Here is a 17,929-nt window from a genome sequence, read left to right on the forward strand (position 1 = left end):
ATGTGGGAAAATGCGGGGTTTGCTTTTCCGGGTCAGAAGTTTTTCCGTCATGGACACCGTATTCGCCCGCGGTTTCGCGGCCCATCGTGACGGCCGCCTGACCGACGCGGAGCGCGACTATCAGGCCGCGCTCGCCGCCGAACCCCACCACGTCGACGCACTGCATTACCTCGGCGTGCTGCGCCATCAACAGGGCCAGCACGCGGAGGCGGCCGAGCTCGTGCGCCGCGCCGTCGACCTGCGCCCGACCGATGCCGGCCTGCAGCTGAATCTCGGTAACGCGCTGAAGGCACTCGGCCGTCTCGACGACGCCATCGAGCGCTTTCGCAACGCGCTGACGCTCGCGCCGGGCTTCCCGATCGCGCAGTACAACCTCGGCAACGCGTACACGGCGGCTGGCCGTCACGAGGACGCCGCCGATGCGTTCGAGAAAACGCTGCGCCTGCAGCCCGACGATCCGGCCGCGTGGAACAATTTCGGCAATGCGCTCTCGGCGCTGCGCCGCTTCAAGGACGCGGCGCACGCTTTCAGGCGCACGCTCGCGCTGCGCCCGCGCCATGCCGGCGCGCACAACAACCTCGGCATGGCGCTGAACGCGCTCGGCGACACGCTCGGCGCGATCGCGCATTTTCGCGCCGCGCTCGACGTCGAGCCGAACTACGCCGCCGCGCATTTCAATCTCGGCAATCTGCTCGATGCCAACGGCCATCCGGACGACGCGCTGCCCGTACTGCGCAAGGCCGTGGCGCTGCAGCCGCATTTCGCGCCGGGGTATTTCGGGCTCGGGCATGCGCTCGCCAAGCTCGGCCGTCACGACGAAGCCGTGCCGCACTTCGAGCGCGCCGTCGGGCTCGATCCGAAATACGGCGTCGCGTGGCTCTGTCTCGGCAACACGCATCTCGCGCTCGGCGCGCATCGCGCGGCGCTGCGCGCGTTCGATCAGGCATTGCGCATCGATCCCGCGATGCCCGCCGCGCATCTGAACCGCGCCCTCGCGCTGCTGACCATCGGCGACTACGCCCGCGGTCTTTCAGCCTACGAATGGCGTCTTCAGACACCGGGCAGCGAACCCGCGCCACGCCTGCCGCGCTGGAACGGCGAGCCGATGCCGGGCCGCACCCTGCTCGTACGCGCCGAGCAGGGTTTCGGCGATACCCTGCAGTTCGCGCGCTTCGTGCCGTTCGCGGCGAAGCTCGTCGGCAAGCTGGTTCTGGAAGTGCAACCCGCGCTCGTACCGCTGCTCGCGCCTGCCGCCCATGCCGCGCGCGTCGAATTGAAAAGCAAGTCGGATGGCATCCCCACGCCCGCCGACGCCTTTTGCCCGCTGCTCAGCCTGCCGCTCGCACTCGGCATGACCTCGCCCGATGCGATTCCGGCGCGCGCGCCCTATCTCGTCGTGCCCGCCGACTACCGCAGAAAATGGCGCGGCTCGATCGGCGGCCAGGCGCGGCGCAAGATCGGCCTGACGTGGTCGGGAAGGATGCAGCCGGGCGAAACGCGCTCCGTGGAAGTCACCGAGCTGGGGTCGCTCTTCGCCCTCGAAGGCATCGACTGGGTCGTGCTCCAGCCGTTCGTCACCGACCGCGAGCGCGACGTGCTGCGCGCGCATCCGAACGCGAAGTCGATCCATCTGCTCGAAGGACGCCTCGAGAATTTCGCGGACACGGGCGCGATCGTCGACCGGCTCGACGCGGTCGTGTCCGTCGATACGTCCGTCGCGCATCTCGCGGGCGCCCTCGGCAAACCGGCCTGGGTGATGCTGCCGTTCGCCGCCGACTGGCGCTGGGGCGTCGATGCGGACAGCACCGTGTGGTATCCGCGCGCGACGCTCGTACGTCAGCGCGCGCCGGGGCAGTGGCGCGAAGTCATCGACGAAACGGCGGCGGCGCTGGCTTCGGTTGCGGCATAAAAAAATCCCTCGTCGGTGCGAGGGATTTTTTTCGGGCGCCGATGCGCTTCAGGCCGTCTTGTACTGATTGCGCGCCTCCGGCGAGCGATACAGGACGAGGGTCGCGATCAGGCCGCAGATCGCCGCCAGCCCCATCCACAAACCGGGCGCGGCCTTGTTGCCGGTCGCGTGGATCAGATACGTGGAGATCGCGGGCGTGAAACCGCCGATCGTCGTCGCGAGACTGTAGGCCATCGAGAACCCGGTCGTGCGCACGTCGGCCGGCATGACTTCGGTCAGCGCCACAACCATCGCGCCGTTATAGCTGCCGTACAGGAACGAGAGCCACAGCTCGCACATCAGCAGACGCAGGAACGAAGGGTCCGCGACGAGCCACTGCACCACCGGATACGAAGTGAGAATGGTGAGAATCGTGAACACGAGCAGCACCGGGCGGCGCCCGACGCGATCGGATACCGCGCCCATCAGCGGCAGCCAGACGAGGTTCGAAAGGCCCACGCAGACGGTAACGACGAGCGCGTCGATCGACGAGAGCTTCAGCACTTCCTTGCCGAAGGTCGGCGTGTATGCGGTGATCATGTAGAACGACACGGTCGTCATGATCACCATGCCCATGCCTGCGAGCACGACGCCCCAGCTCTGCGCGATCGAGCGCGCGATCTCGCCCATGCTCGGCCGATGCTTCTTCGCGAGAAACTCGTCGGTCTCACGCAGCGACCGGCGGATGATGAAGAGGAACGGCACGATCAGACAGCCGATCAGGAACGGCACGCGCCAGCCCCAGGCGGTCATTTGATCGGGCGGCAGCATGCGGTTCATGATGACGCCGATCAACGCCGCGAAAACCACGGCGACTTGCTGGCTGCCGGACTGCCAGGAACAATAAAAGCCCTTGTTGCCCTTAGTCGCGATCTCGGACAGATACACCGATACGCCGCCCAGCTCCACGCCGGCCGAGAAGCCTTGCAGCAGGCGCCCGCCCAATACGATGACCGGTGCGAGCACGCCGATGGTCGCATAGCCCGGCACGAGCGCGACGCACGCCGTGCCGACGGCCATCAGGGCGAGCGTAAGGATGAGGCCCTTGCGCCGCCCATGGTGGTCTATATATGCGCCGAGCACGATCGCGCCGACCGGCCGCATCAGGAAGCCCGCGCCGAACACGGACAGCGCGAGCATCAGCGAGGCGAACTCGTTGCCGCTCGGAAAATAGGTCTTGGCGATCGCCGAAGCGTAATAGCCGTAGACCATGAAGTCGTACATTTCAAGGAAGTTTCCACTGACGACGCGAAAGACCGTCTTGAACTTGGATTCGTTGGCAGGTGCTACGTGGCTTGTGGACATGACTTTCTCGAAAAGCGGTGGGCGCACTTCGGCTTTGCATGGGAGCGCAAACCGTACGCGGCCGCGACGACGATCGGCCGCAACGAACGAGGCTGAATGTTTCTTTTTTCAATATGCGATGCCGTCGATTTTAACGCCTTCCCGTCCGCGTCCGCACGCATCTTCGTTTAATTTCGCCCAATTCACTATTAAAATACGCTTACATAGGCCCAACTCTAAGCTGACATCTGAACAGAAACTCGACGGCGCGAAAGTCTCGCTGCGCATCGCTACCCTGGCCGACACCGCGCTCATCGCATCGATGCACGCGCGGAGTTGGGCGACGGCGTATCGCGGGATTCTGCCGGACGGCTATCTCGACGAACTACCAAGTGAGCGCGCCGCGCATTGGGACGCGCGCATGAAGGAAATCGCCGGCGGCGCGGGGTGCGTGTTCATCGCGGAACACGAGGGCGAGCCGGTCGGCTTCATGTGTCTGGTCGAGCCGGACGAGACGGGCAGCGTGCTCGTCGATAATCTGCATGCGCTGCCGGGCCATCGCGTCTCGGCACGGGCACCGCGATGCTCGACGAAGCGGCGCGCTGGGCCCGCTCGCGAGGGGCGCGGCGGTTGCATCTTTCCGTGCTCGAGCAGAACACGGCGGCGATCGGCTTCTACGAATCGCGCGGCTGGCAGTGTGCCGCACGTGAGTCGGACCATATGGCGGGCATCGATCTGTTTTCGTTGCGCTATACCCTCCCACTCGATCAACCACAAAAGCGGTGAATCGGTCAATAAGCATTCCTGTCAAAAATCAACAATCAGATTCCTCTGGTCGTCGGGCTCGTGACCGTTTCGTATGATCGCGGGTCGAAATTTCAGCCGTCTCGCGCCGAACCTCGGTGCTATCTGTTGCGCCACGAAGGCCCGGGCGGGCTGTCCCGTTGTCCGTTCCGGACGCATGCATGTGGAACCCTCATGACCGAAGACTTGATCGAAGTGGAAGGCAATCTGCGCGTGCCCACGCTGCACGCGCTGACGGACTCGCCCTTGAACTACGGTCGCGAGTGGTCGCCCGCGTTCTCGCGCCCTGTTCAGTCCCGGTCTGAATTCGCGCTCTTCGCCGCGCAATTCAGGACCGCCTACGTACCAGCGTTAAGTCTGTCCGATACGAATTCGCCCTACCGTGCCGCAAGCCTCTGGGGTGTCTTCGCCAAGGAGCACATTCCCCGCGCGATGCTGCGTCTGATGGAAGGCAAGTCCCCATCGGACGAGGCAGGCATCGATCGCGCCGCTTTCGTCCATCTGAACGTAAGCGCGCCAGCGGCGCCGGGCGCGGCGAAGCATTACTTCAGCAAGCCTGTCGCGGCGCTCACCGCTGTGGCGTGTGCAGCGCTCATCGCATGGCTGTTCTTCGAATACGATCGTGACGCGCCGGGCAAGTCGCGGGCGGCCCCGGCGATGGAAGTCGGAACGCAAAGCCGCGAGCCTGATGCCAAGGCGCAACCGGACCGCCCGGTGTCGCCGGCGGCGGCGAGCATCGCTGCGGTTGAGACGGGCGTTGCGGATCGACCAGCGAAGGACAGTCAGACATCTCAGGCGGCGACACCGTCAGAATCAGCCATCGCGATCGCGAATGCCAATGTGATCGCGAGCGAGAACGTCCCGGCCGCAACGAGGCGCGAGGCGTCGGGCGTGCATCTCATCCCCGAAACGACTGCCCGCAGGCCTAACGGCCGCGTAAGAACCGTGCTCGCTCCGCGCACCCCGCAAACCGCCGCAGTTCGCACACCCGCGACCGACAAGCACGTCGCGAAACGTGACACCACGGCGCATGCACGCGCACCATCGGCCCGGGCTCATGCAGACCGTGCATCGAAAGTTTCGGATCCAATGAACGCCGAGGCGCTTTACGCGATCCTCCAGCATTCGCCAACACTCGATAGCAACGCAGGCGGCGCATCCAGCCGCGGCGGCGCGCAAACCCAGAACGCACGCTGAAGGACGAACCGCGCCCGATGCATCCGCGAGCACACTCAGCCCGCCCAATCAACCATTCCGGCCAAGACGCCAATATGATGCAACACCGATATATCCGTTACGCGACGCTCACGCTCGCCTTGTCCCTCTGCGCCATCCTCGCGCCGTTCTCGACGACATTCGCCGCCCCCGTGAAGGCGGACGCGGCACAGACGCCGGCAGCAAGCGCACCCGCACAGGCGGCCCCCGAGGACCTGTCCGACCTGAACGCCGATTCGAACGCGCCACGCGTCGACGGCAACATCGCCGAATTGCAGAATCTCGTGCAGGCAGGCAGCCTCACGGAACTGCGCGCGACACGCAACGGCAGCTACGGCGCGAAGCTCTTCTTCCTCGCGCAGGAGATGCTGTACTACGTCGCGCTGTCGCAGGATGCGCGCTGGTGGCGCGTCGTGAAGACGCAGGACGCGGCGCGCGCGGAATCGATCTACGCGCAGTTCTCGCGCAAGAGCTACGAACTGGCCGATGGCGAAATCCGCCGCATGCAATTGCAGGCACAGAAGGCGCTGCTCGATCGCGTGATCGCGAAGTCGGCGGATCGTGCGAACCGTCTCTCCGCCGATCTCGCGCTTTCACAGCAGCAGGATTCACAGGTCACGCAGCGTCAGCAGCAGTTGCAGGCCGAGTCGGCGGTCCTGCAGACGGACAAGCTCGAAGCGGAACGCAAGCTGCGCGCGCTGCAATTGCAGGTCGAACAGCTCCAGAAGCAATCGGAAGCCGGACTCGCGCCGGTGAGCACGGCGCCATCGCGTTGATGCCGGCAATACGCGCCTGAAAGCGAAGAAGGCCCGCTCGAATCGAGCGGGCCTTCTCGTTTTTGCGTCGTACCGCTATGGGCTTCGTCAGAAGCGCGTCTCGCGCGCGACGCGCAGGAACGTATCGAGCAGCGGCGTGCAATCGAGCAACTCGGCGCCGCCCGCGCGATGGAACTCCGGGTGCCACTGCACGCCGACGACGAACGGCGACTTGCGATACCGCACCGCCTCGATGATCCCGTCCGACGCCGACACCGCCTCGATGTTCAGATCGCGGCCGAGCGTCTTCACCGCCTGATGGTGAATCGAGTTGACGATCGCGTCGCGCTGATTCGGGAACATGTTGACGAGCGTGGAGCCCTCGGGGAAGCGGATCGAATGGCGATGCTGGTCGTAATGCTCGTTGACGTGAACGCCGGCCGTCGGCACGTCGGTGGCGATATCGCCGTAGAGCGTGCCGCCGAATGCGACGTTGATCAGCTGACAGCCCCGGCACACGCCGAGCACCGGCTTGCCCGACTCGACGAACTCGTGCAGCAGCTCCAGCTCGTACATGTCGCGCACGCGGTCGCCGGGCCATTCGGGCCGCGTCGTGCGCTCCTCGTAGGACTGCGGAGAAACGTCGGCGCCGCCTTGAAGCAGGAGGCCGTCGAGATGCTTCGCGTAGTCGCGCAGGCGGATATTGCTCGGATGCAGCATCCCCTGCTGCCCGACCGTCGGAATCATGAAGACGAGCACGTCGCGCGACATGACCCAGTGCGCGATCGATTCCTCGAGATATTGCAGCGTTTTGCCGCGGAGCCCTTTCGCGCCCGGCTCCGGATGAAAGATGCGCGCCGACACGCCGATGCGTAACGTACGCTGCGTGATGCGCTGCCCCGCGCGGTCGAAAATCTGACGCGCGCGCGCCGCGACGATGCGGCCGAACACGGACCACGCCGAATCCGACTGCTTGAGATAGGCAGGTGGCGCAGGAGCCGCGGCCTGCTCGGGCGGCGGCAAGGGCGGCGGATTGAGCGTGCCGAAGTCCGGCGCGTCGCTGATGCTGGGCGGCAGGCCAACAGCGGGCGACGGCGCGGCGCGTCCGGTCGGCGAGTCTGACGAGGCGGATTGCGCGTTGGCCGTGCTCGCGGCTTCCGCTTCGGTCGCGGCTTCGAGGTTCTCGGCGAGGCTTGCCCTGGGTTTCGTCGATGCATGCTGCTTCGCACGCACCGCGGCTTCCTGCGCGGCGGTTGCGCTCGCCGCCGACGCGCGCGCGTCGCGGGCCTCTTGCCTTGCGGCGTCGCGCCGGACCTGCGCTGCATCGACCGGTTCGACGTTCGATGCGCTCGAAGGCGCGTCCGTCGACGCCCGTTCGGTCGCGCTTGCGTCGGGGCCGGGGGCCGCAGCCGCCGCGGCCGCTTCGGGCGGCGCCGTGGGATTCGCGCCGCCTGGCGCATCGTGCGTGGATGTCTCGTTTCGCGAATAACCCGCGGCTGAGGAATCGGCGCCGCTTCGGCGTGCGTCGGTGCTGCTTGCGTCGTTGGACGTTTTGTTATCGCTCATTCCGGATTCAGGCGCTCGCGCGCCGTAAGGAGAATGCACAAGCCCTAATTATCCGCCTGTCGACTAGACGGGGCAAACCAGCACACATTTGGTCACATTATCGCGAGAAGCGGCCATGCGTCGCTGTCAGGGCTATCCCGCGATGAAGCCGTCAATGATCGCGCGGTTCCTCAAAGGTCTCGCGCAGTGCGATTTGCATCGTCGCGTGGATCTTCACGCACCAGCGCCATAACACCGTGAGCAGCAGCGCCGCGCACAGCAGCACGCCGACCATCAGGCCGAACGGCGGCAGGATGCCGCCCGACAACGCCGCGACGAGCAGAAAGACGCCGAACATCGCGACGATCGGAATCAGCCCGGAAATTGCCGAACGGATCGCGCGCGTGAAGCGCCCCGCTTTTGCGGGCTGCACGCTCACTTCGGCGAGCAGCAGCGCAAGCGATTCGAGCTTGCGATACACCGCGACCAGAAACGGCAACGCGACGACGAGCGCCGCGCTCCACAGCACGACGCGCTGCGCGTTGTCGGTGTCGAGCCAGCGCGCGAGATAGCCCGACGCGAACGGCGCCGCATAGGAAGCCCCGAGAAAGATCGCCGCGACGAGCGCGAGATTCACCGCGATCTGCAACACGATGCGCCGGGTCATCGAGAACAGCGTCGGGCCGCCGGACGCGGGCGTGAGGCTCGCGAGCCACTGCGAATAGAGACCGAAGGTGTGAGCGAGCGGCGCGGGCATTGCGCGCGCGAGGCGCATCGTGGCGGGATCGGCGGCGCGGATCAGATACGGCGTAAAGAGCGTCGTGAGCGCGGATACCGCGACCGCAATCGGATAGAGAAAGGGGCTCGTGACTTTCAGCGACAACCCGAGCGACGCGATGATGAACGAGAACTCGCCGATCTGCGACACGCTCATGCCGACGCGCATCGCGGTGCGCCCGTCCTTGCCCGCGAGAAACGTGCCGAGCCCGCACGACACGATCTTGCCCGCCACCACCGCGATCGTGATGACGGCGATCGGCCACGCGTACTCGACGAGCACCGTCGGATTCAGCAGCAAGCCGATGGTCACGAAAAAGATCGCCGAAAACATGTCGCGCACCGGCGCGATCAGATGCTCGATGCGCGCGAGATGCTTCGACTCCGCCATGATCGCGCCGATCAGAAATGCGCCGAGCGCGATCGAATAATCGAGCTTCACGACGAGCAGGCAAAAGCCAAAGCAGAAGCCGAGCACGGTGACGAGCAGCATCTCGTCGCTCTTCGCGCGCGCGACGTAATTGAGCGCGCGCGGCACCGTGAGAATGCCGACCACCAGCGACACCGTCATGAAAAGCAGCAGCTTGCCGAGCGTCACGACCGCGACGCCCGCGCTCACCGAACCCGTCTGCGCGATGCCGGACAGCAGCACGAGCATCGCGATGGCGAGAATATCCTCGACGATCAGAATGCCGAACACGATCTGCGCGAAGTGCTCGCCCTTCATGCCGAGCTCGGACAGCGCTTTCACGATGATGGTCGTCGACGAGATCGCGAGCATCGCGCCAAGAAAGAGCGAGTCCATGACGGTCCAGTCGAACCAGCGCCCAATCTCGTAGCCGATCCAGATCATCAGCACGATTTCCGAAAGCGCCGCGACGAACGCCGTCGCGCCGACTTTGAACAGCTTGCGCAGGCTGAATTCGAGCCCGAGCGAGAACATCAGGAACACGACGCCCAGTTCGCCGAGGGTCTGAATGGTCACCTCGTCGTGGATCAGATTGAACGGCGGCGTGTACGGCCCGATGATCACTCCCGCGACGATATAGCCCAGAACGACCGGCTGCCGCAGACGGTGAAACAGCACCGTCACGACGCCCGCGATGGCCATGATCACAGCAAGATCCTGGATGAAGCCTATCGCGTGATGCATCGAATAGTTCCTTACAAAGAAATAACGAGATTTCGATGTTACCGCACGGATGGGAAACGCTTGCGCTCAGGCAGGCAATGGCGCGAAAAAAATAGGCCCGCGCGAACGGCGGGCCTGGGATGACGTGGAAAAACGCGAACGCTCAGACCGCCGCTTCGTTTTCCTCGCCGGTGCGGATGCGGATCACGCGTTCGACATCGGCGACAAAAATCTTGCCGTCGCCGATCTTGCCGGTGCGCGCCGCGCCGATGATTGCGTCGATGACCTGATCGGTTTGATCGTTCGCGACAACGACCTCGATTTTCACTTTCGGCAGGAAGTCGACCACATACTCTGCACCACGATAGAGCTCGGTATGTCCTTTCTGGCGCCCGAAGCCCTTCACTTCCGTGACCGTCAGCCCGGTCAGACCGACTTCGGCCAGCGCTTCGCGGACTTCGTCGAGCTTGAACGGTTTGATGATGGCGGTGATGCGTTTCATGGCGTGCCTCGCTGAGAGTTGGATGGATGTCCCGGATGGACGGATTCGGAGAGATGCTTTCGATTCTAGTCGCGTTTGATCAAGCCAGTGGTTCGTTGAAGCGCGAAGTGATCGGATAACGCCAGTCGCGGCCAAACGCGCGATGCGTCACGCGAATGCCGATCGGCGCTTGCCGGCGCTTGTACTCGTTGATCTTGATGAGGCGCGTCACGCGCGCAACGTCGTCCGCGTTGTAGCCCGCCGCGACGATCTCCGCGAGCGAGCGGTCTTCCTCCATGTACATGCGCATGATCGCGTCGAGCACGTCGTAAGGCGGCAGGCTGTCCTGATCGGTCTGGTTGTCGCGCAGCTCCGCGGAAGGCGCGCGCGTGAGAATGCGCTCGGGAATCACATCGCGCGCGCCGTACGCATCGGTCGCGTTGCGATAGTGGCAGACCTTGTACACCAGCGTCTTCGCGATGTCCTTGATGACGGCGAATCCGCCCGCCATGTCGCCGTAAAGCGTGCAATAGCCGACGGCCATTTCGCTCTTGTTGCCCGTCGTGAGGACGATCGAGCCGAACTTGTTCGACAACGCCATCAGGAGCGTGCCCCGAATGCGTGCCTGGATGTTCTCTTCGGTCGCGTCTTCCGCGCGGCCCGCGAATTCATCGGCGAGCGCGCCGCGGAACGCCTCGAACATCGGCGCGATCGCAATCTCGTCGTACTTCACGCCGACGCGTTGCGCCATGTCGCGCGCGTCGGTCGTGGAGATATCGGCGGTGTAGCGCGAGGGCATCATCACGGCGCGCACGCGATCCGGGCCGAGCGCATCGCAGGCGACCGCGAGCACGAGTGCCGAATCGACGCCGCCCGACAAGCCGATGATCGCGCCCGGAAAGCCGTTCTTGCCGATGTAATCGCGCACGCCGACGACGAGCGCCTTATACACCTGCGCTTCGAGCGGCAAGTCCGGCGCGACGTCGCCACGCACCGGCGTGGTGCCGTCGAACTCGACATAGCCGATGGTCTCGTCGAACTGCGCCAGCTTCGTGACGAGTTCGCCGTTCGCATCGAGCACGAAGGAGCCGCCGTCGAAGATCAGTTCATCCTGCGCGCCCGCGAGATTCACGTAGACCATCGGCATGCCGGTCTCGCGAATGCGCGCGCGCAGAATGTCGAAGCGCACCGATTCCTTGTTGACATGAAACGGCGAGCCGTTCGGAATCAGCAGCACTTGCGCGCCCGCCGCCTTCGCGAGTTGCGCTGCCGATGCGTGCCACGCGTCCTCGCAGATCACGACGCCATAGCGCACGCGATCGAGATCGAACACGAACGGACGTGGATCGGTCGCGAAGTAGCGCTTCTCGTCGAAGACTTCCGTGTTGGGTAGATCCTGCTTCAGATAGGTGCCGACGATCGCACCATCGACGATCAGCGAGGCCGCGTTGTAGGTATCGCGCGGCGGCACGCCACGGGCGATCGGCGCGTTCATGTCGGCGCCGTCTTCCTGCGCGCGATGCGGATGCCCGACGAGCACATGCAGACCGTCGAACGCTTTGAGTTGCACGGCGAGATCGTCGAGCGCCTGCGCACTCGCGCGATAAAACGCCGGACGCAGCAACAGATCTTCCGGCGGATAACCCGAAATCGCCAGTTCCGGCGCGATCATGAGCCGTGCGCCATTGTCGTGCGCCGCGCGCGCGGCATCGACGATGCGTGCGACGTTGCCGGCGAAATCGCCGACGGTGACGTTGATCTGGGCCAGTGCAATGCGGGTTTTCATGTCGATGCAATATTGAGGGTGCGATGACGGCGGGATTATCGCATCAGGCTTTCTTCCTGAACGGCGTGTGCGCTTCCAGTTCCTCGATGTGATGATCCATCGCTTCGGTTTCGGCATCGAGAAACTCGGCGATCGCGTGCGCGAAACGCTGATCCGCGATCCAGTGTGCGGACCATGTCGGCGTCGGCAGCAGACCGCGCGACATCTTGTGCACGCCCTGCGCGCCGCCTTCGAAGCGCGCGAGCCCGTGCTCGATGCAATACGCGATGCCCTGCATGTAGCACGTCTCGAAGTGCAGCCCCGAGATGAACTCGCGCGTGCCCCAATAGCGGCCGTACATCGTGTCGCCGCCGATCATGTTGAGCGCGCACGCGAGGCGCTCGCCGTCCGCTTCGGCGATCACGAGCAGGATGCTGTCGGGCGCGTCCGCGTGGATCTGGCCGAAGAATTCGCGCGTCAGATACGGCGCGTTCCAGTGCTCGCGATACGTGTTCTCGTAGCAGTCATAGAAGAAGTCGAGCGCGCTCTGGTCGATCTGCGCGCCGCGCAGCCACGTGTAGCTGACGCCTGCTTCCGTCACGCGCCGCCGGTCCTGCTTTACCTTCTTGCGCTTGTCATGGCTCATCGTCGCGAGGAAGGCGTCGAAGCTCGCGAAGCCGTCGCCGGGCAGATTTTCCCAATGGAACTGCACGCCTTCGCGCAGCATGTAGCCCGCGTCCGTCAGCGCCTCGACGTCCTGCGCATGCGGAAACAATACGTGCAGCGATGAAAGCTCGAGCCTGCGCGCAAGTTCGATCGCACCACGCGCGAGCAGCACGCGATCTTCGTGGTGCGCGGCGATGAGGCGCGGGCCCGTCACCGGCGAAAACGGTACCGCCGAGAGCGCCTTCGGGTAATAGCGCAGACCGTGGCGCTCGAAGGCATCGGCCCATGCGTGATCGAACACGTACTCTCCGCGCGAGTGCGATTTCAGATAGAGCGGCATCGCCCCGGCGAATTCACCGCCGCGTTTCACTATCAGATGATGCGCGCGCCAGCCGGTCCGCTTCACCGCGCAGCCCGTCTCCTGCAGCGCCGACAGAAACGCGTGACGCACGAACGGGTTGTCGCCCGCGAGCCGGTTCCAGTCGCCGGCGGGGATGTCGGTGAGCGTATCGATCACATGAATTTCGATCTCGCGATTCAACAGGCTACCTCGCTAAATATCGATGGACGCATTCAAGAACCGCGCCCGAAAGCGGCTATTCTCGCGCAAGTCATCGAATGACGCCCACGCGTTCCCGCGCCCTGAATCGGTGCTTTCGGCGATAATGCGCGGCAAATCATCGACACGCGCTCATGGCCTGGTTCCTCTATCTGATCGAATGCGACGACGGCAGCCTGTATACGGGCATCGCCACGGACGTCGAAGCGCGTTTCACCGCGCATGCGAGCGGCAAGGGTGCGCGATATACGCGCGCGAAGAAGCCGTTGCGTGTGCTGGCGTCGTTCGAACTGGCGGGGAAATCGGAGGCGTTGCGGGCGGAATATCGCGTGAAGCGCTTGTCGCCGATGCAAAAGCGCGCGCTGATCGCGGGGGAAAGAACGCTGGAATCGGTGTTGCCCCAGACCGAGGCAAGCGAAGAAGAATGAAGCGCCGCCGCGTCAAAAGCGTGCAGCGGCGCTCGTCTGCGAAACTTACTTCTTATAGTTCGCCACGCCTTCCGAAATTTCCTTGTGCGCGGCATCGATGCCCGCCCAGCCTTCGATCTTCACCCACTTGCCCTTTTCGAGCGCCTTGTAGTTCTCGAAGAAGTGCTTGATCTGGTCCTTCAGGAATTCGGGCACGTCGTCGATCGACTTGATGTTCGCCGTCATCGGGCAGACCTTGTCGTGCGCCACGGCGATCAGCTTCGCGTCCACACCCGATTCGTCCGTCATCTGCAGCATGCCGAGCGCGCGCGCACGCACGACCGAGCCGGCCAGCAGCGGATACGGCGTGATGACGAGCACGTCGACCGGGTCGCCGTCGCCCGAAAGCGTCTGCGGGATGAAACCGTAGTTGGCCGGATAGCGCATGCCGGTGCCGATGAAACGGTCGACGATGAGCAGGCCCATGTCCTTGTCGGCTTCGTATTTGACCGGATCGCTCTGCGCGGGAATCTCGATGATGACGTTGAAATCCTGCGGAAGGTCCTTGCCGGGAGGTACGTTATTGAAGCTCATGAGCACTCTCTGGAGAAGTTGAGAAGGGAGAAGGAATCGCACGGACGGACGGTCTTCGAGGCACCGCCGCGGCGCACGTGCGGCGCTGGGCGTCGCTTGCGCGTGATCACGTCATTATAGCCAATCGCGTCCTGCGCCTTTGCGCGCAAGGCGCGCACCGCGCGTTGGCGTGATAATCGAGAGACCAGACCGAATTCCGGCACCGGAAACCCCGATTTCAGGAGACATGCATGGAAGACGCGAAGCATTTCATCAACAACCGCTGGGTCGCGGCATCGGGCGGCGAGACGATTCCGGTGGTCGATCCGTCGGATGGTCAGATTTTCGCGCAGATCGCGCGCGGCAATGCGGGCGACATCGACCGCGCGGTCGCCGCCGCGCGCGCCGCCTTCGAAGGCCCCTGGGGCACGACCAGCGCCGCCGAGCGCGGACGCATCCTCGCGCGCCTGTCGATGCTGATCGCCGCGTGTCACGAGGACATCGCGCAGGTCGAGGCGCGCGACACCGGCAAGCCGCTCAAGCAGGCGCGCGCCGACGCGACCGGCATCGCGCGCTATTTCGAGTTCTACGCGGGCGCCGCCGACAAGCTGCACGGCGAAACCCTGCCCTATCAGTCCGGTTTCACCGTGCTGACGATCCGCGAGGCGCACGGCGTGACGGGCCACATCGTGCCGTGGAACTATCCGCTACAGATTTTCGGGCGCAGCGTCGGCGCCGCGCTCGCGACCGGCAACGCGTGCGTCGTGAAGCCGGCGGAGGACGCGTGCCTGTCGCTGTTGCGCATCGCGGAGCTCGCGGCGGAAGCCGGCCTTCCCGATGGCGCGCTCAATATCGTCACCGGCTACGGGCACGAAGCGGGCGCGGCGCTGGCGCGGCATCCGGGCATCGATCACATCTCGTTCACCGGTTCCCCCGCGACGGGCGCGGCCGTCACCAAAATGGCCGCCGACAACCACGTGCCCGTCACGCTGGAACTCGGCGGCAAGTCGCCGCAGATCGTTTTCGCCGACGCCGATCTCGACGCGGCGTTGCCCGTGCTCGTCGCCGCCATCGTGCAGAACGCGGGACAGACGTGCTCGGCGGGCAGCCGCGTGCTGATCGAGCGCTCGGCTTACGAGCCTTTGCTGGAGCGTCTCGGGCAGGCGTTCGCCGCTTTGCGGGTCGGCCCGAGCAAGCTCGATCTCGATTGCGGCCCGCTCATCAGCGCGAAGCAGCAGCAGCGCGTGTGGGACTTCCTGTCCGACGCGCAGCACGACGGCATCCCAATGGCGGCTCACGGCGAAGTCGTCGGCGATGCGCCCGAAACCGGCTTCTATCAGGCGCCGACCCTCTTGCGCGACGTCCCGCCGACGCATCGGCTCGCGCGCGAGGAAGTGTTCGGCCCGGTGCTATCCGCGATGCCCTTCGACGACGAAGCCGAGGCGCTCAAACTCGCCAACGGCACCGACTACGGGCTGGTCGCGGGCATCTGGACACGCGACGGCGCGCGTCAGATGCGCCTCGCGCGCCGCGTGCGCTCGGGGCAAGTGTTCATCAACAACTACGGCGCGGGCGGCGGCATCGAATTGCCGTTCGGCGGCGTGAAGCATTCGGGACACGGACGGGAGAAAGGCTTCGAGGCGCTGTACGGCTTCACGACGCTGAAGACCATCGCAATCAAACACGGATAAGGAGACACCATGCGACTGCAAGGGAAGACGGTGATCGTGACGGGCGGCGGCTCGGGTTTCGGCGAAGGCATCGCGAAGACGTTCGCGCGCGAGGGCGCGAATGTCGTCGTGAACGATCTGAACGCGCCGGCCGCCGAGCGCGTGGCGAGCGAGATCGCGCTCGCGTCGTCGCCGGAAGTGAAGCATGGCCGCGCGATCGCCGTAGCCGGCGATGTCACGAAGCGCACCGACTGGCAAACGCTCTTCGATGCGGCCATTCAGGACTTCGGCAGCGTGCAGGTCGTCGTCAACAATGCGGGAACGACGCACCGCAACAAGCCTGTGATGGATGTGACCGAGGCCGAGTTCGACCGTGTCTACGCGGTGAACGTGAAGAGCATCTACTGGAGCATCGAGCAGTTCGTGCCGTATTTTCGCGAGCAGGGCGGCGGCGCGTTCATCAACATCGCGTCGACTGCGGGCGTGCGGCCGCGCCCCGGTCTCGTCTGGTACAACGGCAGCAAGGCGGCGGTGATCGTCGCGAGCAAGGCGCTCGCGGTCGAGCTGGGCGCGGATCGCATCCGCGTGAACTGCATCAATCCGGTGATGGGCGAAACCGCGCTGCTCTCCGAGTTCATGGGCATGGAAGACACGCCGGAGAACCGCCGCAAGTTTCTCGCGACGATTCCGCTGGGCCGCTTCTCGACGCCGCAGGATGTCGCAAACGCCGCGCTCTATCTCGCCTCTGACGATGCCGAGTTCATCACCGGCGTCGCGCTCGAAGTGGATGGCGGCCGCTGCGTCTGAGCGTCGTGCGCACGCCGCGCGGCGCTTGCGGCGTGCGCTGAAACATCGGGGCTTTCCCTAGCGAAAACACGCGTTTGACGTCGTTGCCGAAGGGCTAGAATCCTTACGCGCCCGTAAACGTGAGCGGGCCCATCCGCTCGGCTTCGTGCGTTAAAAACTAGAGGAGACAAGCAACATGGCCAGCACCGCCAACCCGGCGCCTCGCCCCGCCGCGGGCGCCAATTCCGCCTTCGAAGAGGCCACATACCGCAAGGTCGTGTGGCGGCTCGCGCCGCTTCTGCTGATCTGCTATATCGTCGCGTATCTCGATCGCGTGAACGTCGGCTTCGCCAAGTTGCAGATGGCCGCCGACCTGCAGTTGTCCGACACCGTGTATGGCTTCGGCGCGGGCATCTTCTTCTTCGGCTATTTCATCTTCGAGATTCCGAGCAACATCATCCTGCATCGCGTCGGCGCGCGCGTGTGGATCGCGCGGATCATGATCACGTGGGGCATCATTTCTGCGCTCACCATGTTCATCTCGACGCCGACGATGTTCTACGTGATGCGCTTTCTGCTCGGCGCGGCGGAAGCGGGTTTCTTCCCCGGCATCATTCTTTATCTGACGTACTGGTTTCCGGCGCGGCGGCGCGCGCGCATCACGACGCTGTTCATGACCGCCATCGCGTTGTCGGGTTTGATTGGTGGGCCGATCAGCGGCTGGATCATGGACGCCTTCCACATGAAGAACGGCTGGCACGGCTGGCAATGGCTGCTGCTGCTCGAAGGCATTCCGTCGATCATCGTCGGTATCGTTGTGTTTATGAAGCTCGATGACCGCATCGCGAAGGCGAAGTGGCTCACCACGGAAGAACGTGAACTGCTCGAGCGCAACATCGCGGCGGATAACGTCGCGAAGGAAGATCATTCGATCGGCAAGATCTTGTCGAGCCCGAAGGTATGGCTGATGAGCCTGATTTACTTCTCGTTCGTGATGGGTCTGTACGGCGTGAGCTTCTGGCTGCCGACGATCATCAAGTCGATGGGTGTTTCCAATGCGCTGCATGTGGGTCTGTTGTCGGCGATTCCGTATGGCGCGGCGGTGATCGGCATGCTTTACGCGGCGCGCAGCGCGGATCGCAGCGGCGAGCGACGCTGGCATATTGCGATTCCGGCTTTCCTGGGCGCGATTGGGCTCGTGTTGTCGGTGATCTGGGCGTCCAACACGACACTTGCGATGCTCGGGCTCACGCTTGCGACGATGGGCATTCTCACGACGCTGCCTTTGTTCTGGAGCCTTCCGACGGCATTTCTCGCCGGGACCGGCGCGGCGGCGGGTATCGCGATGATCAACTCGCTTGGGAATCTTGCTGGTTTCCTGAGTCCCTATCTTGTGGGGTGGCTGAAGCAGGCAACTGCTTCCAATTCCAGTGGGATGTATATGCTCGCTGGTTTTCTCGTGCTTGGTGCTTTGCTCGTGTTGAGCGTGCCGGCGCGGATGGTTAATCGTTAGTTGTTTCTTTTGGGGCGGTGCTCTTGGCTTTTTCGTGGAATCCTGATTT

At 64.4% G+C, this 17,929-nt stretch carries 16 protein-coding genes; 8 read left to right on the top strand and 8 right to left on the bottom strand.

What is annotated here, in order from left to right; translation table 11 throughout:
- The first annotated feature begins 49 nt into the window (after window positions 1-49).
- Window positions 50-1,909, top strand: a complete 1,860-nt coding sequence (locus tag AWB74_RS26455) for a tetratricopeptide repeat protein (RefSeq protein ID WP_061149629.1) — start codon at window positions 50-52, stop codon at window positions 1,907-1,909.
- Between the two features lie 48 nt (window positions 1,910-1,957).
- Here AWB74_RS26455 and tcuC read toward each other — a convergent pair whose 3' ends face one another.
- Both tcuC and AWB74_RS48420 read right to left on the bottom strand, forming a co-directional pair.
- Window positions 1,958-3,253 carry an MFS transporter gene (gene tcuC / locus AWB74_RS26460; RefSeq protein ID WP_061149630.1) on the bottom strand — a complete coding sequence of 432 codons (1,296 nt, stop codon included), beginning with the start codon at window positions 3,251-3,253 and terminating at the stop codon, window positions 1,958-1,960.
- Between the two features lie 364 nt (window positions 3,254-3,617).
- Window positions 3,618-3,791: a hypothetical protein gene (locus AWB74_RS48420; protein ID WP_327362460.1), complete on the bottom strand. Its 174-nt coding sequence runs from the start codon at window positions 3,789-3,791 to the stop codon at window positions 3,618-3,620.
- A gap of 23 nt (window positions 3,792-3,814) precedes the next feature.
- On the opposite strand from AWB74_RS48420, the gene AWB74_RS48425 reads away from it, so the two are divergent.
- The 3 genes from AWB74_RS48425 to AWB74_RS26475 all read left to right on the top strand — a co-directional run bounded on the left by AWB74_RS48425 (window position 3,815) and on the right by AWB74_RS26475 (window position 6,027).
- Window positions 3,815-4,018, top strand: a complete 204-nt coding sequence (locus AWB74_RS48425; protein WP_327362462.1) for a GNAT family N-acetyltransferase — start codon at window positions 3,815-3,817, stop codon at window positions 4,016-4,018.
- A gap of 192 nt (window positions 4,019-4,210) precedes the next feature.
- A complete protein-coding gene (locus tag AWB74_RS26470; RefSeq protein WP_061149631.1) occupies window positions 4,211-5,233 on the top strand; it encodes a hypothetical protein in 1,023 nt (340 codons plus the stop codon).
- Between the two features lie 74 nt (window positions 5,234-5,307).
- On the top strand, window positions 5,308-6,027 hold the full coding sequence (locus tag AWB74_RS26475; RefSeq protein ID WP_061149632.1) for a DUF2968 domain-containing protein: 720 nt from the start codon (window positions 5,308-5,310) through the stop codon (window positions 6,025-6,027).
- Window positions 6,028-6,114: 87 nt separating this feature from the next.
- Here the strand turns inward: AWB74_RS26475 and AWB74_RS26480 are convergent, their stop codons facing one another.
- The 5 genes from AWB74_RS26480 to AWB74_RS26500 all read right to left on the bottom strand — a co-directional run bounded on the left by AWB74_RS26480 (window position 6,115) and on the right by AWB74_RS26500 (window position 12,913).
- Complete coding sequence (locus AWB74_RS26480; protein ID WP_061149633.1) at window positions 6,115-7,572, bottom strand: gamma-glutamyl-gamma-aminobutyrate hydrolase family protein; 1,458 nt, start codon at window positions 7,570-7,572, stop codon at window positions 6,115-6,117.
- A gap of 151 nt (window positions 7,573-7,723) precedes the next feature.
- Entirely contained in the window at window positions 7,724-9,481 is a 1,758-nt protein-coding gene (locus AWB74_RS26485; protein WP_061149634.1) for a cation:proton antiporter, read from the bottom strand.
- A gap of 142 nt (window positions 9,482-9,623) precedes the next feature.
- Window positions 9,624-9,962: a P-II family nitrogen regulator gene (gene glnK / locus AWB74_RS26490; protein ID WP_008342452.1), complete on the bottom strand. Its 339-nt coding sequence runs from the start codon at window positions 9,960-9,962 to the stop codon at window positions 9,624-9,626.
- 79 nt (window positions 9,963-10,041) lie between these two features.
- Entirely contained in the window at window positions 10,042-11,727 is a 1,686-nt protein-coding gene (locus AWB74_RS26495; RefSeq protein ID WP_061149635.1) for an NAD+ synthase, read from the bottom strand.
- 43 nt (window positions 11,728-11,770) lie between these two features.
- Complete coding sequence (locus AWB74_RS26500; RefSeq protein ID WP_061149636.1) at window positions 11,771-12,913, bottom strand: GNAT family N-acetyltransferase; 1,143 nt, start codon at window positions 12,911-12,913, stop codon at window positions 11,771-11,773.
- Between the two features lie 152 nt (window positions 12,914-13,065).
- On the opposite strand from AWB74_RS26500, the gene AWB74_RS26505 reads away from it, so the two are divergent.
- The gene (locus AWB74_RS26505) at window positions 13,066-13,359 is read left to right on the top strand and encodes a GIY-YIG nuclease family protein (protein WP_061149637.1); all 294 of its coding nucleotides are present in this window, start codon (window positions 13,066-13,068) and stop codon (window positions 13,357-13,359) included.
- A 45-nt stretch (window positions 13,360-13,404) separates the two neighbouring features.
- Here the strand turns inward: AWB74_RS26505 and ppa are convergent, their stop codons facing one another.
- Window positions 13,405-13,932 (bottom strand): inorganic diphosphatase, encoded by a 528-nt coding sequence (ppa, locus tag AWB74_RS26510; protein ID WP_061149638.1) that lies wholly within the window; start codon window positions 13,930-13,932, stop codon window positions 13,405-13,407.
- Between the two features lie 230 nt (window positions 13,933-14,162).
- Between ppa and AWB74_RS26515 the strand changes: the two genes are divergently transcribed.
- The 3 genes from AWB74_RS26515 to AWB74_RS26525 all read left to right on the top strand — a co-directional run bounded on the left by AWB74_RS26515 (window position 14,163) and on the right by AWB74_RS26525 (window position 17,880).
- Window positions 14,163-15,602 carry an aldehyde dehydrogenase family protein gene (locus tag AWB74_RS26515; protein ID WP_061149639.1) on the top strand — a complete coding sequence of 480 codons (1,440 nt, stop codon included), beginning with the start codon at window positions 14,163-14,165 and terminating at the stop codon, window positions 15,600-15,602.
- Window positions 15,603-15,611: 9 nt separating this feature from the next.
- Window positions 15,612-16,388, top strand: a complete 777-nt coding sequence (locus AWB74_RS26520; protein WP_061149640.1) for an SDR family oxidoreductase — start codon at window positions 15,612-15,614, stop codon at window positions 16,386-16,388.
- Between the two features lie 175 nt (window positions 16,389-16,563).
- Complete coding sequence (locus AWB74_RS26525; protein WP_061149641.1) at window positions 16,564-17,880, top strand: MFS transporter; 1,317 nt, start codon at window positions 16,564-16,566, stop codon at window positions 17,878-17,880.
- The last annotated feature ends 49 nt before the right edge of the window (window positions 17,881-17,929 follow it).

Origin of the sequence: Caballeronia arvi, from assembly GCF_001544695.2 — a bacterium.
GTDB classification, from domain to species: Bacteria; Pseudomonadota; Gammaproteobacteria; order Burkholderiales; family Burkholderiaceae; genus Caballeronia; species Caballeronia arvi.

What these genes read in the sequence shown, in the direction of transcription:
- AWB74_RS26455 (WP_061149629.1), top strand. Translation starts at nt 50, where the DNA reads ATGGACACCGTATTCGCCCGCGGTTTCGCGGCCCATCGTGACGGCCGC.
- tcuC (WP_061149630.1), bottom strand. Translation starts at nt 3,253, where the DNA reads ATGTCCACAAGCCACGTAGCACCTGCCAACGAATCCAAGTTCAAGACG.
- AWB74_RS48420 (WP_327362460.1), bottom strand. Translation starts at nt 3,791, where the DNA reads ATGGCCCGGCAGCGCATGCAGATTATCGACGAGCACGCTGCCCGTCTC.
- AWB74_RS48425 (WP_327362462.1), top strand. Translation starts at nt 3,815, where the DNA reads ATGCTCGACGAAGCGGCGCGCTGGGCCCGCTCGCGAGGGGCGCGGCGG.
- AWB74_RS26470 (WP_061149631.1), top strand. Translation starts at nt 4,211, where the DNA reads ATGACCGAAGACTTGATCGAAGTGGAAGGCAATCTGCGCGTGCCCACG.
- AWB74_RS26475 (WP_061149632.1), top strand. Translation starts at nt 5,308, where the DNA reads ATGATGCAACACCGATATATCCGTTACGCGACGCTCACGCTCGCCTTG.
- AWB74_RS26480 (WP_061149633.1), bottom strand. Translation starts at nt 7,572, where the DNA reads ATGAGCGATAACAAAACGTCCAACGACGCAAGCAGCACCGACGCACGC.
- AWB74_RS26485 (WP_061149634.1), bottom strand. Translation starts at nt 9,481, where the DNA reads ATGCATCACGCGATAGGCTTCATCCAGGATCTTGCTGTGATCATGGCC.
- glnK (WP_008342452.1), bottom strand. Translation starts at nt 9,962, where the DNA reads ATGAAACGCATCACCGCCATCATCAAACCGTTCAAGCTCGACGAAGTC.
- AWB74_RS26495 (WP_061149635.1), bottom strand. Translation starts at nt 11,727, where the DNA reads ATGAAAACCCGCATTGCACTGGCCCAGATCAACGTCACCGTCGGCGAT.
- AWB74_RS26505 (WP_061149637.1), top strand. Translation starts at nt 13,066, where the DNA reads ATGGCCTGGTTCCTCTATCTGATCGAATGCGACGACGGCAGCCTGTAT.
- ppa (WP_061149638.1), bottom strand. Translation starts at nt 13,932, where the DNA reads ATGAGCTTCAATAACGTACCTCCCGGCAAGGACCTTCCGCAGGATTTC.
- AWB74_RS26515 (WP_061149639.1), top strand. Translation starts at nt 14,163, where the DNA reads ATGGAAGACGCGAAGCATTTCATCAACAACCGCTGGGTCGCGGCATCG.
- AWB74_RS26520 (WP_061149640.1), top strand. Translation starts at nt 15,612, where the DNA reads ATGCGACTGCAAGGGAAGACGGTGATCGTGACGGGCGGCGGCTCGGGT.
- AWB74_RS26525 (WP_061149641.1), top strand. Translation starts at nt 16,564, where the DNA reads ATGGCCAGCACCGCCAACCCGGCGCCTCGCCCCGCCGCGGGCGCCAAT.